Origin of the sequence: Pantoea sp. AG1095 (assembly GCF_003208415.1) — a bacterium.
Lineage (GTDB): Bacteria > Pseudomonadota > Gammaproteobacteria > Enterobacterales > Enterobacteriaceae > Pantoea > Pantoea leporis.
This window is the reverse complement of sequence record NZ_QKMJ01000007.1, coordinates 162,348-178,229: the sequence shown is the minus strand read 5'-3', so window position 1 is coordinate 178,229 and position 15,882 is coordinate 162,348. Positions and strand designations below refer to the sequence as shown.

General features: G+C 57.9%; 12 protein-coding genes and 1 pseudogene. 11 read left to right on the top strand and 2 right to left on the bottom strand.

Going from position 1 to position 15,882, the window contains the following annotated elements; translation table 11 throughout:
* Window positions 1-115 precede the first annotated feature (115 nt).
* Complete coding sequence (locus tag DEU53_RS15780; protein ID WP_110867684.1) at window positions 116-1,240, top strand: GNAT family N-acetyltransferase; 1,125 nt, start codon at window positions 116-118, stop codon at window positions 1,238-1,240.
* Here DEU53_RS15780 and DEU53_RS15775 read toward each other — a convergent pair.
* Window positions 1,237-3,069, bottom strand: coding sequence for an ABC transporter ATP-binding protein (locus DEU53_RS15775; protein WP_110867683.1), 1,833 nt, complete (start codon window positions 3,067-3,069; stop codon window positions 1,237-1,239). The genes DEU53_RS15780 and DEU53_RS15775 overlap by 4 nt on opposite strands.
* A gap of 64 nt (window positions 3,070-3,133) precedes the next feature.
* On the opposite strand from DEU53_RS15775, the gene DEU53_RS15770 reads away from it, so the two are divergent.
* Complete coding sequence (locus DEU53_RS15770; RefSeq protein ID WP_110867682.1) at window positions 3,134-3,628, top strand: GNAT family N-acetyltransferase; 495 nt, start codon at window positions 3,134-3,136, stop codon at window positions 3,626-3,628.
* Between the two features lie 82 nt (window positions 3,629-3,710).
* Here the strand turns inward: DEU53_RS15770 and DEU53_RS15765 are convergent, their stop codons facing one another.
* Window positions 3,711-4,625 carry a sugar ABC transporter substrate-binding protein gene (locus tag DEU53_RS15765; RefSeq protein ID WP_110867681.1) on the bottom strand — a complete coding sequence of 305 codons (915 nt, stop codon included), beginning with the start codon at window positions 4,623-4,625 and terminating at the stop codon, window positions 3,711-3,713.
* A 410-nt stretch (window positions 4,626-5,035) separates the two neighbouring features.
* On the opposite strand from DEU53_RS15765, the pseudogene DEU53_RS15760 reads away from it, so the two are divergent.
* The 9 genes and pseudogenes from DEU53_RS15760 to kdpD all read left to right on the top strand — a co-directional run bounded on the left by DEU53_RS15760 (window position 5,036) and on the right by kdpD (window position 15,834).
* Window positions 5,036-6,426, top strand: a pseudogene (locus DEU53_RS15760) (MFS transporter).
* A 123-nt stretch (window positions 6,427-6,549) separates the two neighbouring features.
* Complete coding sequence (locus DEU53_RS15755) at window positions 6,550-6,858, top strand: type II toxin-antitoxin system RelE/ParE family toxin (protein ID WP_101762747.1); 309 nt, start codon at window positions 6,550-6,552, stop codon at window positions 6,856-6,858.
* 43 nt (window positions 6,859-6,901) lie between these two features.
* On the top strand, window positions 6,902-7,234 hold the full coding sequence (locus DEU53_RS15750) for a HigA family addiction module antitoxin (RefSeq protein WP_101762746.1): 333 nt from the start codon (window positions 6,902-6,904) through the stop codon (window positions 7,232-7,234).
* Window positions 7,235-7,390: 156 nt separating this feature from the next.
* Window positions 7,391-8,554, top strand: a complete 1,164-nt coding sequence (locus tag DEU53_RS15745) for an HD-GYP domain-containing protein (protein WP_110867680.1) — start codon at window positions 7,391-7,393, stop codon at window positions 8,552-8,554.
* Window positions 8,555-8,663: 109 nt separating this feature from the next.
* Window positions 8,664-8,753, top strand: a complete 90-nt coding sequence (kdpF, locus tag DEU53_RS15740; RefSeq protein ID WP_081113208.1) for a K(+)-transporting ATPase subunit F — start codon at window positions 8,664-8,666, stop codon at window positions 8,751-8,753.
* A complete protein-coding gene (gene kdpA / locus DEU53_RS15735; protein WP_110867679.1) occupies window positions 8,753-10,432 on the top strand; it encodes a potassium-transporting ATPase subunit KdpA in 1,680 nt (559 codons plus the stop codon). Before kdpF ends, kdpA begins: the two co-directional genes overlap by 1 nt.
* A 7-nt stretch (window positions 10,433-10,439) precedes the next feature.
* Window positions 10,440-12,488: a potassium-transporting ATPase subunit KdpB gene (gene kdpB / locus DEU53_RS15730; RefSeq protein WP_110867678.1), complete on the top strand. Its 2,049-nt coding sequence runs from the start codon at window positions 10,440-10,442 to the stop codon at window positions 12,486-12,488.
* Between the two features lie 11 nt (window positions 12,489-12,499).
* Window positions 12,500-13,072, top strand: coding sequence for a potassium-transporting ATPase subunit KdpC (gene kdpC / locus DEU53_RS15725; protein ID WP_110867677.1), 573 nt, complete (start codon window positions 12,500-12,502; stop codon window positions 13,070-13,072).
* A gap of 89 nt (window positions 13,073-13,161) precedes the next feature.
* Window positions 13,162-15,834 (top strand): two-component system sensor histidine kinase KdpD, encoded by a 2,673-nt coding sequence (kdpD, locus tag DEU53_RS15720; protein ID WP_110867676.1) that lies wholly within the window; start codon window positions 13,162-13,164, stop codon window positions 15,832-15,834.
* The last annotated feature ends 48 nt before the right edge of the window (window positions 15,835-15,882 follow it).

Below are 15,882 nucleotides of genomic sequence, written 5' to 3'. Positions count from 1 at the left end.
CGCGTAATCTCTTGGATTGAACCCGTTCCCGTAGACATTCAGTGCGCTACACCTTTTCCCTCGCGGGAAAACCTGTTGAACTAGGCGCCTGCTTTCATCTGGCCGGGAGCCGTGAATGTCTTTGCTACATCTGTCGTCGCTGGCGGAGATCTCCGCCGTCGAATGGGATGCGCTGTTACCTGACGATCAACCGTTTTTACGCCATGCCTTTCTTCTTTCATTAGAAGAGAGCCGCAGCGTGCGGCCCGAAAACGGCTGGCAGACGGATCACCTGCTGTGGCGCGAAAACGGCACGCTGCGTGCCGCGATTCCGGGCTATCGCAAACGCCATTCGCGCGGTGAATATGTGTTCGACCATGCGTGGGCGGATGCCTGTCAGCGCGCCGGTATTCCTTACTATCCGAAATGGCTGGGCGCGATTCCGTTCAGTCCGGTGACTGGCGCACGCCTGCTGGGCAATGAAGAAGCGGTGCTGAAACTGCTTAGCGCGCTGCCGGATAACCTCTATCAACACGGTCTGAGCGGCGCGCACATCAACTTCACCACGCCGTTCGCCAACCACATTATGCAGCAGCAGCCAGACTGGCTTGAACGCCTCGGCTTGCAGTATCACTGGCACAACAAAGGCTATCGCGATTTTCAGGATTTCCTCGACACGCTGATGTCGCGCAAGCGCAAACAGCTGCGCAAAGAGCGTGAGCAGGTGATGAGCAGCGGCTTTGAATTCAGCTGGTATCGCGGCGATGAGCTGCGCGAGGATCAGTGGGATTTTGTTTACACCTGTTATGCCAACACTTACGCGGTGCGCGGCCAGCGGCCCTATCTGACCCGCCACTTCTTTAGCCTGCTGGCGGAGCGCATGCCGCATTCGATTCGCGTGGTGATTTCCTCGCTACAAGGGCAACCGGCAGCGATGGCATTCTGCTTAATGGACGGCAACACGCTGTACGGCCGCTATTGGGGCTGTCTGGCGGAGTTTGATCGGCTGCATTTTGAAACCTGCTTCTATCAGGGCATGGATTTCGCCATCGCGGAAGGTGTGCAGCGTTTTGATGCGGGCGCGCAGGGCGAGCATAAGCTGGTGCGCGGCTTTGAGCCGCACATCACCCATTCGTGGCACTATCTGTGTCATCCCGGTTTGCGTGATGCGGTGGCGGATTTTCTGCTGCAGGAACGGGAAGGCGTGCGCGGCTGGGCAATTGAAGCGCGCGACGCCTTACCGTATCGGCGTGGTGATTAATCCGCGCCGACAAAACCGCCGGTCTGATGCTGCCACAGGCGCGCGTAAAGTCCGCCGTGCGCCAGCAGTTCGCGGTGGTTGCCCATTTCGACAATCTCACCTTGCTCCAGCACCACCAGACGATCCATTTTGGCGATAGTGGAAAGACGGTGCGCGATGGCGATCACCGTTTTGCCCTGCATCAGCGTTTCCAGGCTCTCCTGAATCGCCGCTTCCACCTCGGAATCCAGCGCCGAGGTGGCTTCGTCCATGATCAGAATCGGCGCGTCCTTCAGCAGCACGCGCGCGATGGCGATACGCTGACGTTGACCGCCCGACAGCTTCACGCCGCGCTCGCCCACGTGCGCATCCAGCCCGGTGCGGCCTTGCGGATCAGAAAGCAGCGGAATGAACTCGTCGGCGCGCGCGCGGATAATCGCCGCCTGCAACTCCTCTTCCGTCGCATCCGGACGACCATACAGCAGGTTTTCGCGAATTGAGCGATGCAGCAGCGACGTGTCCTGCGTGATCATGCCGATTTGTCCGCGCAGGCTTTCCTGCGTCACTTCAGCGATGTTCTGATCGTCAATCACAATACGGCCGCTGTTGATGTCATACAGCCGCAGCAGCAGATTCACCAGGGTGGATTTACCGGCCCCGGACGGGCCAATCAAACCGATCTTCTCGCCCGGCTTGATGTTGAGGTTGAGGCGATTGATCACCTGACGACTGCCGCCATAATCAAAGCGCACATCCTCAAAACGAATCTGGCCGCGCGTCACCTGCATGTTTTTCGCGTTCGGCTCATCCTGCACGCTCAGCGGCTGCGCGATGGTATTCAGGCCGTCCTGCACCATGCCGATGTTTTCGAAGATGCCGTTCACCACCCACATGATCCAGCCGGACATGTTCACCAGACGAATCACCAAACCGGTCGCCAGCGCAATCGCGCCAACGCTGATCAGCGACTGGCTCCACAACCACAGCGCCAGGCCGGAGGTGCTGACAATCAGCAAGCCATTCAGCGTCGAGAGCGTGATATCCATGGTGGTGACCATGCGGCTGGCGTGCTGGGTTTTGTCGGTTTGCTCCTGAATGGCTTCGCGCGCGTAACGCTTCTCCAGATCGTTATGCGAGAACAGTTTGATGGTGGCGATGTTGGTGTAGCCGTCGACAATGGTGCCCATTAATTTCGAGCGCGCTTCTGATGACACCACCGAACGCTGTTTAACGCGCGGCACAAAGAAGCTCAGCGACACGCTGTAAGCCACAATCCAGATCACCAACGGAATCATCAAGCGCCAGTCGGCTTCGGCGAACAGCACCAGCGAGGTCACCGCGTAAATCACCACGTGCCAGATGGCGTCCACCAGCTGTACCGCCGAATCACGCAGCGAGTTACCGGTTTGCATGATGCGCTGGGCAATGCGCCCGGCAAAATCGTTCTGGAAGAAATTCAGGCTTTGACGCAGCACGTAGTTGTGATGCTGCCAGCGGATCATGCTGGTCATGCTCGGGTTAATACTTTGATGCACCAGCATATCGTGCGCAGCAATCACCACCGGCCGCAGAATCAGCGCGACAAAACCCATCCACAGCAATATTTGCCAGTTGTCGCTGAACAGCGAAGCGGGCGTCGAGTGATTAACCAGGTCAATGATGCGGCTGAGATAGCTGAACAGCGCCACTTCGATCAGTGCTTGTGCCAGCCCGACAATCAGCAGCGCGACAAAGCTCGGCCACACCTGGCGCAGATAGTAGAAGTAGAACGGCCAGACGCTGGCGGGTGGGGAATCGGTTGGCGCATCCTGGAAAATATTGATAAAACGTTCAAAACGGCGATACAACATAGAATCACTCTTCCCGAAATGGTGAGAGTTAACAGCTTAGTGCAAGTGAAAAGGGATTACCGACATGGATTTACACATTCGCGGTCGTGAGCCGGGCGATGCCGCCGCCTACCAACGCCTATACAGCCATCCTGACGTTTATCGCTGGACCACGCAGTTGCCGTGTCCGAGCATAGTGACCTGGCAGAAAAAATTCGAAAAGATGGATGAGCTGGGATACATCGGCTTTGTTGCGGAGATTGAGGGTGCGATGGTCGGTGAGCTCACGCTGTTTGTCGAACAGCGTCCGCGTACGCGTCACAGCATCAGTTTTGGTATCAGCGTCGATCCGGCGTTTGGCGGGCGCGGCATTGGTGAAAAGCTGATCCGCAACGCGATGGATTACGCCTTCAACTGGCTCGGCATCATGCGTATTGAGCTGGAAGTGTTCCACGATAACGAACGCGCGCTGCGCCTGTATCAAAAGCTGGGCTTCGAGCGCGAGGGCGTGAAGCGCAAAGCCTGCCTGCGCGACGGCGAATATCACGATATCGTGCAGATGGCTAAACTAAAAAACTGATGGGTTTTGCGCAATAAATTGCGCCGCTACGGAATTGTGCACGCATTCGTAGCGACGCGATTCATCGCGCGAATTTGACCTTTTACTGACTCTTCTCAACGTACTTCTGCATATTCTCTTTGGTCACCAGCTCAAACGGGATCCACACGTGTGAATCCACTTTCTCGCCTTTGATCAGCTTCTGTGCCACATCCACCGACGTTTTGCCCTGGCCGACCGCATCCTGGAAAACCGTGACCTGAATTTTGTCCTGCGACAGCGCTTTCAGGCCGTCTGGCGTAGCATCGATACCGCCAATCAGCACCTTTTTATTGCTTTTGGCCAGCGCCATGGCCGCGCCAATCGCCATCTCATCATTATTAGCCGCAACGATATCAATCGCTTCATCGTTGCCCAGCCAGCTATTCATCAAATCCATGCCTTCATTGCGCGCGTAGTTAGCGGGCTGTTTCTGTACCACTTTCATGCCGGGATATTTCGCCACCACTTGCTCAACGTCTTTGGTGCGTTGCAGCGCACCGGCGTCGGTCAGGTTACCGATCATGATCGCCACATTGCCTTTGTAGTTAGCCATTTTCGCCAGCGCTTCCATCTGCAAGGTGCCGGATTCACGCTCGTCGGAGCCGACAAACACCACGCCGGCCGGCAGCGATTTATCGCCCGGCGTGCGGTTGACGTACACCAGCGGAATTTTTGCCTGCTGCGCCAGCCTGGTGAGCTGCGGCGTGCTGGCGGAATCGACCGGATCGACGATGATCGCATCCATGCCCGCACCGATAAAACTCTGCACCTGATCGGTCTGACGTCCGACATCGCCGCGTGCATCTTCAAACTGAATATCAAGCCCACGCGCTTTGGCTTCTTTATCAATCGACTGGCGAATAATGGTGAGGAAGTTTTGATCGAAGTAGGCCATCGACACGCCAATTTTTTCCGCCAGCGCCGATAGTGACGCCGAGAGCAGGCCGAGCAACACAATCGCCTTGAGGATTTTCATCGCAGACTCCAGAGTAAGCTTGTTATTAGAATGAATGTTTCATCGATATAAAAAATGGCTAAATGAAATCATTTTCAGCCTACGAGCCCGCCACCCGGCTGACAATCAGCAAGGTTGGATTTTGCAGCTAAGCGCACACTTTGCTCTCGGGTGCGTCTTACTTTGCGCGCTCATAGTTGCACTGCTAAGGATTTTCTTAGAGTTGGCGCACATTGCGGTGCAACAGCCTGCGGATTTTTGAGGTTCTGTGCAGCGCCGCACCTTGCTTTGTGCTGGCTGCCAATTCTGGCGCTAATTAGCACTGTCGATTCCGCCATTCGCCCAATGACCACGCCTGAAACTGCTTCCTATAGTTGCTGAACAGGGAAATAAAGCGGTATTCCGGCACGTTCATTTGAGGAATTCAGCCCATGCTAAAAGCCAATCATCGTCCACAGAACAGCCACGTACGCGTTGGGATCCTTTGCCTGATCCTGTTTCTTTCCGTGGTGGCGTATGCCGACCGCTCGATCCTGTCGATCTCAGGATCGGCGATCAAAGATGAGTTTGGACTTTCGGCGATCCAGCTTGGTCTGATCCTCTCGGCATTTAGCTGGGCCTATGTGATCGGCCAGATCCCCGGCGGCCTGTTTCTCGATCGCTTCGGCACCAAAAAAGTGTATGGCGTGACGCTGGCGCTGTGGTCGATCTCCACGTTGCTGATGGGCTTTGTCGGCGAGTTCTCCAGCGGCATGACCATGGCGCTCACGCTGATGTTTGCGCTGCGTTTCGCGCTGGGCCTGATTGAAGCACCGAGTTTTCCCGCCAATGCGCGCGCGGTGATCATGTGGTTCCCCAGCGCTGAACGCGGCGTGCTTCTTCACTCTTTGCCTCGGCGCAATATTTTGCCGTCGCCATCTTTTCGCCGCTTTCCGGCTGGCTGGTGTCGCGCTTCGGCTGGGAATGGCCGTTCTTTGTGCTGGGCGGCATTGGCGTACTGGCAGTGTTTGTCTGGATGGGCTTTATGCGCAGCCCGCGCCATCATCCGCAGGTCTCGGAAAATGAATTGCGCTACATTGAGCAGGGCGGCGCGCTGGTTGATATCGATTCGGCACAAACGCTAAAAGCGCGTCCGCCGTTGAGCAAAGCGATGTTCAGGAAGCTGCTCAGCAACCGCATGCTGTGGTGCGCCTATATCGGCCAATATTGCATCATCGCGTTGAGCTACTTCTTCATCACCTGGTTCCCGATCTATCTGGTGCAGGCGCGCGGCATGAATATTCTTGATGCCGGTTTTGCCACCATCGCACCAGCGGTATTTGGTTTCCTCGGCGGCATCAGCGGCGGCTATATCTCTGATAAGTTGCTGGCGAACGGCTGGAGTTTATCCTGGGCGCGTAAAACGCCGTATATCGTCGGCATGCTGATGGCGGCATCGCTGGTCCTGGCGGCGGTGATCCCCAGCAACGTCGGCATTATCGCCATGATGTCGTTCGCCTTCTTTGGTAAAGGCGTGGCGGCGGGCGCCGGAACCTGGACGATTGTCAGCGATACCGCACCGAAAGAAGCGGTTGGCCTTGCGGGCGCGATTTTTAACGGCATCGGCAATATGGCGGGTTTTATCACGCCGCTGCTGTTCGGCATCATCGTCGGCTTAACCGGCAGCTACAGCATCGGGCTGGTGTTTGTCGGCGCGCACTGCGTGGTTGCTGCACTGCTGTTCCTGCTGGTGATGGGACCGATTGAACGTGTTGGTGCGGAGCAGAATCCTGCTGCCTCTTATGAAAATCCGGAGAAAGCGCGCGGTATTAAAGCGGTTTAATCATCGGCTCATAAATTTTTGGAATCCCGATCTGAAATTCGTTATAATGTTAAAAAATGCACTTGAGCACAGTGCGTCAGTGCAATAAGTTGCCCACCATGTTTACATCAGGTGTGGTAGTAGATGAAGGGTTCAATTCACAGTTTCAGGGACGATTGGCTGCGATTATTTTTTGTTTATGCAACACCGCATAAGCATATCCCGGCCATGATTGAGTCCGCATTGGCGCGCAAGCTCGACATCATCCATGCCGCAACATCGCATCATGATTTGCGTTCACCACCGGGTAATCGCTTTGAGGCCTTAAGACCTCCGCTATTGGGGTATTATTCAATACGGATAAATGAGCAGTATCGACTAATTTTTCAATGGGTTAATGGCACGGCAAGAGATCTCTATCTCGATCCACACACTTATCGTAAACACCGCTAGCAGCCACTTGTGGCCAACTGCTAACCGTTAAAGAGAAGCAATAATGAAACAGGCGATGCGTAAACCGACCAGCGTTGGCGATGTTTTGCAGTACGAGTTCCTCGAGCCGCTTAACCTCAAAGTGAATGACCTGGCAGAGATGTTGAACGTGCACCGCAATACAGTCAGTGCATTGGTGAATAACAACCGTAAACTGACCACCGAAATGGCCTATAGGCTGGCAGCTGTTTTCGATACTTCAGTCGATTTTTGGCTGAATCTGCAGCGCCATTTGGATCTATGGGAAGTGGAAAACGATGCCAGAACACAGGAAGAGTTGAGCAGGGTAACGCCGTTAAGTGCCTTTCTGGCGCAACGTTCAGCGGTTGTAGCCTAAAATCATGGTCGCCATAAATGGCGATCCAACGTCGTAAAATTCGCATTTATACGCACCCCTCTCGCAAACCTCACCGATCGCACAAATCCACTCTGAAGATTTTTTGCTCAGCTGCCGATACCTCCTTACCACCCACTGATATTAAGGAGCGATATCGTGATAAAGCTGATTAATGTTGACGAACTGCGGCAGGGAATGTTTATCCACAAACTGGAGGTTTGGTGGGTCAAAGATAAGCGCATTCGCAACCAAATGCTGATCACTGATAAACGCCAGATCGCGATGATCCGCAATGAGGGGATCCTGCAGTTATGGATCGATCTCGACAAATCGGTTCAGGCACCCGTCACGCCTGCGCCGAAAAAAGAGATTCCTCAAACCCCGTTTTTCCAGGAGATGGATCAGGCGCAAAGCATCTTCAATCAGGGGAAACCGCAGGTGCTGGCGATGTTTAACGAGGCGCGCATGGGACAAGGCCTCGACCTCGATTACACCCTTGATCTGGTTGATCAAATTGCCGGTTCGATCACCCGCGAACCTACGGCACTGCTGAGCGTGGCTCGCCTGAAGAATCACGACGATTACACCTATTTGCACTCAATGGCGGTGTGCGGTTTGATGATCTCGCTCGGCAAAAAAATGGGCCTCGATGAGCATCAGCTGCGGCGCGTTGGTATGGGCGGTTTGCTGCATGATGTGGGTAAAGCCGCGGTGCCGCTGGAGATTCTCAACAAACCCGGCAAGCTCAGCGATGAAGAATTCACCGTGATGCGTCAGCATCCGATTGTGGGCGCGCAGATGCTAATGGACGCCAATGCCGGTGAAGATCTGCTGGATATCGCGCTGCATCACCATGAAAAGTATGACGGCAACGGTTATCCGCACGGACTGAAAGGCGACGAAATCTCACTGTATGCGCGCATGGCATCGGTATGCGACGTCTATGATGCCGTCACCTCGAATCGTCCTTATCGCAAAGGCTGGACGCCTGCCGAAGCGATGCACAACATGTTGAGCTGGCGTGGCCACTTCGACAACACGCTGTTGCACGCCTTCGTACGCACCATCGGCATTTATCCGGTGGGATCGCTGGTGCGACTGGCTTCCGGGCGCGTGGCGCTGGTGGTACAGGCTGGCGAAAAATCGCTGCTCAAGCCCAAAGTACATGTGTTCTGGTCGCTGCACGCGCAGCGCGAAGTGAAACCGGAAGCGCTCGATCTCGGCGACAGCTTCTGCACCGACAGCATCACCGGCGCGGAAGACAGCAGCTTATGGCAGAACATCGATCTGAACCGCATCTGGGCGTTAGAAAGCGCTTAATTCTTCACCATTTTTATACTTTATTTACGCCCGCTTCCCGCCTTTTTACCTCTTCTTTATGCCGCGCCGCGCATGCTTGCAGCATTACCAAAATCCTCTGGAGGTTGCTGTGAGCGTGGGCGTGATAGCCGGCATCGTGCTGGTGTTTGTTCTTCTGGGCTACCTGATTTATGCCCTGCTTAATGCGGAGGCATTCTGATGGCGGCGAATGCATTTATGCTAATTGCGGTGTTTCTGCTGGTACTGATGGTGCTGGCACAACCGCTGGGACGTTATCTCGCCCTGTTTGTCGCTGACAAGCCGCTGCTGCCGCGCACCGAACGCGCGCTGTGGCGACTGGCCGGTGCCGACGGCGATGCCATGCGCTGGCCGCACTATCTGCTGGCGATTCTGCTGTTTAACGCGCTGGGTTTTGCCTTGCTGCTGCTGATGTTGATGACGCAGGCCGCGCTTCCGCTGAACCCGCAGCATCTGCCTAATCTCAGCTGGGATCTGGCGCTCAATACCGCCATCAGCTTCGTTACCAACACCAACTGGCAATCCTACGCCGGGGAAAGCACGCTGAGCTATTTCAGTCAGATGGCGGGCCTCACGGTGCAGAACTTCCTGTCGGCGGCGACCGGTATCGCCGTGGCGTTTGCGCTGATTCGTGGTTTTGCCAACCGTTCGCTGGATACGCTCGGCAACGCATGGCGTGACCTGACGCGCATTACCCTTTACGTGCTGCTGCCGATCAGCCTGGTTATCGCGTTGTTCTTCGTCAGCCAGGGCAGTATTCAAACCTTCGAACCTTACCATGCGCTCACCACGCTGGAAGGCGCGCAGCAGACGCTGCCGCTCGGTCCGGTGGCATCGCAGGAAGCGATCAAAATGCTCGGCACCAACGGCGGCGGTTTCTTCAACGTCAACTCGGCGCATCCGTTCGAAAACCCGACGGCGCTGACCAACTTCGTGCAGATGCTGAGCATCTTCCTGATCCCGGCGGCGCTCTGTTTCACCTTTGGTCAGCATCTGGGCGATCGTCGTCAGGGCCACATGTTGCTGTGGGCGATGACCATCATGTTTGTGCTGGCGGTGATCACCGTGATGTGGGCCGAACTGCGTGGTAATCCGCACTTCCTCGCGCTCGGCGCAGACAGCGCCATCAACATGGAAGGCAAGGAGACGCGCTTCGGCATTCTCAACTCCAGCTTGTTTGCGGTGATCACCACGGCGGCGTCGTGCGGTGCGGTCAACGCCATGCATGACTCCTTCACCGCGCTCGGCGGCATGGTGCCGATGTGGTTGATGCAGCTGGGTGAAGTGGTGTTCGGCGGCGTCGGTGCTGGCCTGTACGGCATGCTGCTGTTCGTGCTGCTCGGCGTGTTTATCGCCGGGTTGATGATCGGTCGCACGCCAGAGTACATGGGCAAAAAAATCGACGTATGGGAGATGAAGATGACAGCGCTGGCGATCCTGGTGACGCCAACGCTGGTGCTGCTCGGCACCGCGCTGGCGATGATGACCGACGCCGGTCGCGCCGGTATGGCCAATCCTGGTATTCATGGCTTCAGCGAAGTGCTGTACGCGGTTTCCTCTGCATCCAATAACAACGGCAGCGCCTTTGCCGGACTGAGCGCTAACACGCCGTTCTGGAACCTGCTGCTGGGCTTCTGCATGTTGGTGGGCCGCTTCGGCATCATCATTCCGGTGCTGGCGATTGCCGGTTCGCTGGCGGCGAAGAAAATTCAGCCAGTCGGCAACGGCACGCTGCCAACGCACGGCCCGCTGTTTATCGCGCTGCTGATTGGCACCGTCTTGCTGGTGGGCGCATTGACGTTCATCCCCGCGCTGGCATTGGGCCCGGTCGCGGAACATCTGCAATTAATTCAGGGATAACGGAATCATGAGTCGTCAACAACTGGCGCTATTTGATGCGGCGCTAACCCGCGTTGCCATGCTGGATGCGCTGAAAAAACTCGATCCACGCGTGCAGTTCCGCAACCCGGTGATGTTTTTGGTGTGGATCGGCAGCGTGCTGACCTCGGTATTGGCGGTGGGCATGGCCAGCGGCGCGCTCAGCGGTAACGCGGGCTTTACCGCCGGCGTCGCCATCTGGTTGTGGTTCACCGTGCTGTTCGCCAACTTCGCTGAAGCGCTGGCGGAAGGGCGCAGCAAGGCGCAGGCCAACAGTCTGAAAGGCATCAGTAAAACCAGCGATGCGAAAAAACTGGCCGAAGCGCGCTACGGCGCAGCCTGGCACAACGTGGCGGCCGATACGCTGCGCAAAGGCGATGTGGTGCTGGTGGAAGCCGGTGACATCATTCCGTGCGACGGCGAGGTGCTGGAGGGCGGCGCATCGGTGGATGAGAGCGCCATCACCGGTGAATCCGCGCCGGTGATCCGTGAATCGGGCGGGGATTTCTCCTCGGTGACCGGCGGTACGCGCATTCTTTCCGACTGGCTGGTGATTCAGTGCAGCGTCAATCCGGGCGAAACCTTCCTTGACCGCATGATTGCGATGGTGGAAGGCGCGAAACGCCGTAAAACGCCGAACGAAGTGGCGCTGACCATTCTGCTGGTGTCGCTGACAATTGTGTTCCTGCTGGCGACCGCCACGCTGTGGCCGTTCTCAGCGTATGGCGGCACGCCGGTCAGCATCACGGTGCTGGTGGCGCTGCTGGTGTGTTTGATCCCGACCACCATCGGCGGCCTGCTGTCGGCCATCGGTGTGGCGGGCATGAGCCGCATGCTGGGCGCGAACGTCATCGCCACCAGCGGCCGTGCGGTGGAAGCGGCGGGCGACGTCGATGTGCTGATGCTGGATAAAACCGGCACCATCACGCTTGGCAACCGTCAGGCGACGCAGTTTCTGCCCGCGCCGGGCGTCAGCGAACAGCAGCTGGCCGATGCGGCGCAGCTGGCATCGCTGGCCGATGAAACGCCGGAAGGGCGCAGCATCGTGGTGTTGGCGAAGCAGAAATTTAACCTGCGTGAGCGTGACTTGAGCAGCATGGGGGCGAGCTTCATTCCCTTCTCGGCGCAAACGCGCATGAGCGGCGTAAACGTGCAGGATCGTCTGATCCGCAAAGGCGCGGTCGATGCGGTTCGTCGCCACATTGAAGCCAATCATGGCCGCTTCCCGTTAGAAGTGAATGCCGCCGTGGAAGAAGTGGCGCGCGCTGGCGGCACGCCGCTGGTGGTGGCCGAAGGCGCGCAGGTGCTGGGCGTGGTGGCGCTGAAAGATATCGTCAAAGGCGGCATCAAAGAGCGCTTTGCCGAGCTGCGCAAGATGGGCATCAAAACGGTGATGATCACTGGCGATAACCCATTAACCGCGGCGGCGATTGCGGCGGAAGCCGGCGTCGATGACTTCCTGTCTGAAGCGACGCCGGAAGCCAAGCTGGCACTGATTCGTCAGTATCAGGCCGAAGGGCGCTTAGTGGCGATGACCGGCGACGGCACCAATGACGCACCGGCGCTGGCGCAGGCCGACGTGGCGGTGGCGATGAACTCGGGAACCCAGGCGGCGAAAGAGGCCGGCAACATGGTCGATCTCGACTCGAATCCGACCAAGCTGCTGGAAGTGGTGCACATCGGTAAACAGATGCTGATGACGCGCGGTTCGCTTACCACCTTCAGTATCGCCAACGACGTGGCGAAGTATTTCGCCATTATTCCGGCCGCGTTTGCCGCCACCTATCCGCAACTCAACATGCTCAACGTTATGGAGCTGCATTCGCCGAACTCGGCGATTCTGTCGGCGGTAATTTTTAACGCGCTGGTGATTGTGTTCCTGATCCCGCTGGCGCTGAAAGGCGTGAGTTATCGTCCGCTGAGCGCGGCGGCGCTGCTGCGACGCAACCTGTGGATTTACGGTGCGGGCGGATTAGTGGTGCCGTTTATAGGTATTAAAGCCATCGATCTGCTGCTAACGCTGCTTGGTCTGGCTTAAGGAGAAGAGAAATGAGTCAGTTACGTCCGGCTATTGTATTGTTACTGGTGCTTACGCTGCTCACCGGCGCGGTCTATCCGCTGCTGACCACCGGTCTGGCGCAGTGGTGGTTCCCATCGCAGGCCAACGGTTCGCTGATTGAGCAGGATGGCGCGGTACGCGGTTCCGAGCAGATTGGGCAAATGTTTAATCAGCCGGGCCACTTTTGGGGTCGACCTTCCGCTACCGGCGATGCGCCTTATAATGCATTGGCCTCCAGCGGCAGCAATCTGGCAGGCAGCAATCCGGCGCTGGATAAAGCGGTAGCGGAACGCGTCGCCGTGCTGCGTGCGGCGAATCCGCAATCGCCCAAAGCGGTGCCGGTGGAGTTGGTCACCGCATCGGCGAGCGGATTAGATCCGGATATTTCGCCAGAAGCCGCGTTGTGGCAGGCACCGCGCATCGCCGCCGCGCGCAAGATGGCGCTGAAAGATGTCGAGGCGCTGATTGTGCGCCACACCGAGCGCCCGCTGCTGCCGTTTGTTGGCGAAGAGACGGTAAACGTGCTGCGTCTGAATCTGGCGCTGGATGATTTACAAGGATAAACACCTCGCGCAATGCACTGCGCCGCTACGGTATATGCACGCAATCGTAGCGGCGCGATTCATCACGCTGTTTTTACGATGGACGATCGATGAACGACGATATTGCCCGCCCCGATCCCGATGCGCTGCTGCTGAACCACAGCGACAGCCATCGCGGTAAGCTGAAAATCTACTTTGGCGCCTGTGCGGGCGTGGGCAAAACGTTCGCCATGCTGCAGGAGGCGCAGCGCCTGCGGGCGCAAGGTCTCGACGTGTTAGCCGGCGTGGTAGAAACCCACGATCGTGCAGAGACCGCCGCGCTGCTCAACGGGCTGGCGCTGTTGCCACGGCGTACCACCGGCCGTTCGCGCCATGCCGAATTCGATCTCGATACCGCGCTGGCGCGCCATCCGGCGGTGATCCTGATGGATGAACTGGCGCACACCAACGTGCAGGGTTCGCGTCATCCCAAGCGCTGGCAGGACATTGAAGAGCTGCTCGAAGCGGGCATTGACGTCATCACCACCGTTAACGTCCAGCATCTGGAAAGCCTGAATGATGTGGTCGGCGGCGTCACCGGCATTCAGGTGCGTGAAACCGTGCCCGATCCCTTCTTTGATAGCGCCGACGAAGTGGTGCTGGTGGATCTGCCGCCGGACGATCTGCGTCAGCGGCTGAAAGAGGGCAAAGTCTACGTCGGCGACCGCGCCGAACGCGCCATCGAAAACTTTTTCCGTAAAGGCAATCTGTTCGCGCTGCGTGAGCTGGCGTTGCGTCGTACCGCCGATCGCGTGGATGACCAGATGCGTGCCTGGCGCGATCGGCAAGGCCGCGACAAAGTGTGGCACACGCGTGACGCCATTCTGCTGTGCATCGGCGACGATACCGGCAGCGAAAAGCTGGTGCGCACCGCCGCGCGTTTAGCGGCACGGCTCGGCAGCGAATGGCACGCGGTGTATGTGGAAACGCCGCGCCTCAATCGGCTGCCGGAAGCGCGCCGTCGCGCCATTTTACGCACGCTGCAACTGGCGCAGGAACTTGGCGCTGAAACCGCCACGCTCTCCGATCCCGATGAAGCGCGCGCGGTGCTGCGTTACGCGCGCGAGCACAATCTCGGTAAAATCGTGACCGGCCGTCAGCCACAACGGCGCTGGCGGCGCGACAGCTTTGCCCAGCGCCTCGGCGAACTCGGCCCGGATCTCGATTTGCTGGTGGTGGCGCTGGATGAACCGGTGCGCGATGCGCCGCATCCGCTCAGCGGCCAGCGCGCCAGCAACGAAAAATGGCGGCTCTATCTGCGCGGCTGTGTGATGGCGCTGCTGCTGTGTATTTTGGTCACCGGCGTCGGCCGCTGGCTGCTGGTGGCGTTTGATCCCGCCAACAGCGTGATGATTTATCTGCTGGCGGTGGTGCTGGTGGCGCTGCGCTATGGCCGCTGGCCATCGGTGTTCGCCACGGTGATCAACATCATCGCTTTCGACCTGTTCTTTGTCGCGCCTACCGGCACCGTGGCGGTGTCGGATTTGCAGTATCTGGTGACCTTCGCGGTGATGCTGGCGGTGGGCGTGATTGTTGGGAATCTGACAGCGGGCGTGCGCTATCAGGCCAAAGTGGCGCGCTACCGTGAACAGCGCGCGCGGCATCTGTATGAGATGGCGAAAGCGCTCGGCAGCGATTTGACGCCGCAGGATATCGCCACCACCAGCCAGCGCATCATCGATGTCACCCTGCAGGCGCGCAGTTTACTGCTGCTGCCGGATGAGCAGGGCGAGCTGCAAACCGTGGGCGATACCGCGATCGGTACGCCGCCGGATCTGGCCATCGCCAAATGGAGTTACAGCAAAGGCCAACCGGCGGGCGCGGGCACCGATACCTTGCCGGCGGTGCCGTACCAGATTCTGCCGCTGAAAAGTGGTAATCACTGTCTCGGCTTGCTGGTGGTGGAACCGGAAAACCTGCGTCAGCTGATGATCCCCGAACAGCAGCGTTTACTGGAAACCTTCACCGTGTTGATTGCTAACGCGCTGGAACGCATGGCGCTGTCGCACAGTGAAGCGGCGTCGCGGCTGGCCGCCGAGCGCGAGCAGCTGCGCAATGCGCTGCTGTCAGCGCTGTCGCACGACCTGCGCACGCCGCTGACGGTGCTGTTTGGTCAGGCGGAGATGCTAATGCTCGATCTCGCCAGCGAAGAGTCGAAGTATGTCGGCCAGGCCAATCAGATTCGTGAACAGACGCTGAGTACTATCCGGCTGGTGAGTAACATGCTGGATATGGCGCGCATTCAATCCGGTGGACTCAATCTGCGCGAAGAGTGGGTGGCGCTGGATGAGGTGATTGGCGGCGCGCTGAGCAGCATGGGCCCGTCGCTGAAGGGCCATGAATTTATCCTCGATTTACCCGAGATGGTGCTGATCAAAGGCGACAGCGCCATGCTGGAGCGGGTGTTTACCAATCTGATCGAAAACAGCCTGAAATATGCGGGCAACGCGGCGCAGCACGGTATTCGGGCGTGGCGCGATCGCGATCGGCTGGAGATTGCGGTGTGGGACAGCGGTCCCGGCATCGCGGCGGAGAACCTCACGCGTATTTTTGACAAATTTGCGCGCGGTGATAAAGAGTCGGCGGTGCCGGGCGTCGGCTTGGGTTTGGCGATCGGTAAAACCATTATCGAATCCCATCGCGGGCGCATCTGGGCGGAGAATCGGCCGGAAGGCGGCGCGGTGTTCCGTTTGTCATTGCCGCTGCCCGCCGCGCCTGAAATTTCTGAAGAAGGGCTGAAATAACTTCACATAAGTTCGGTTATACTCGCCCACTTGTCTGTTGATTAATGG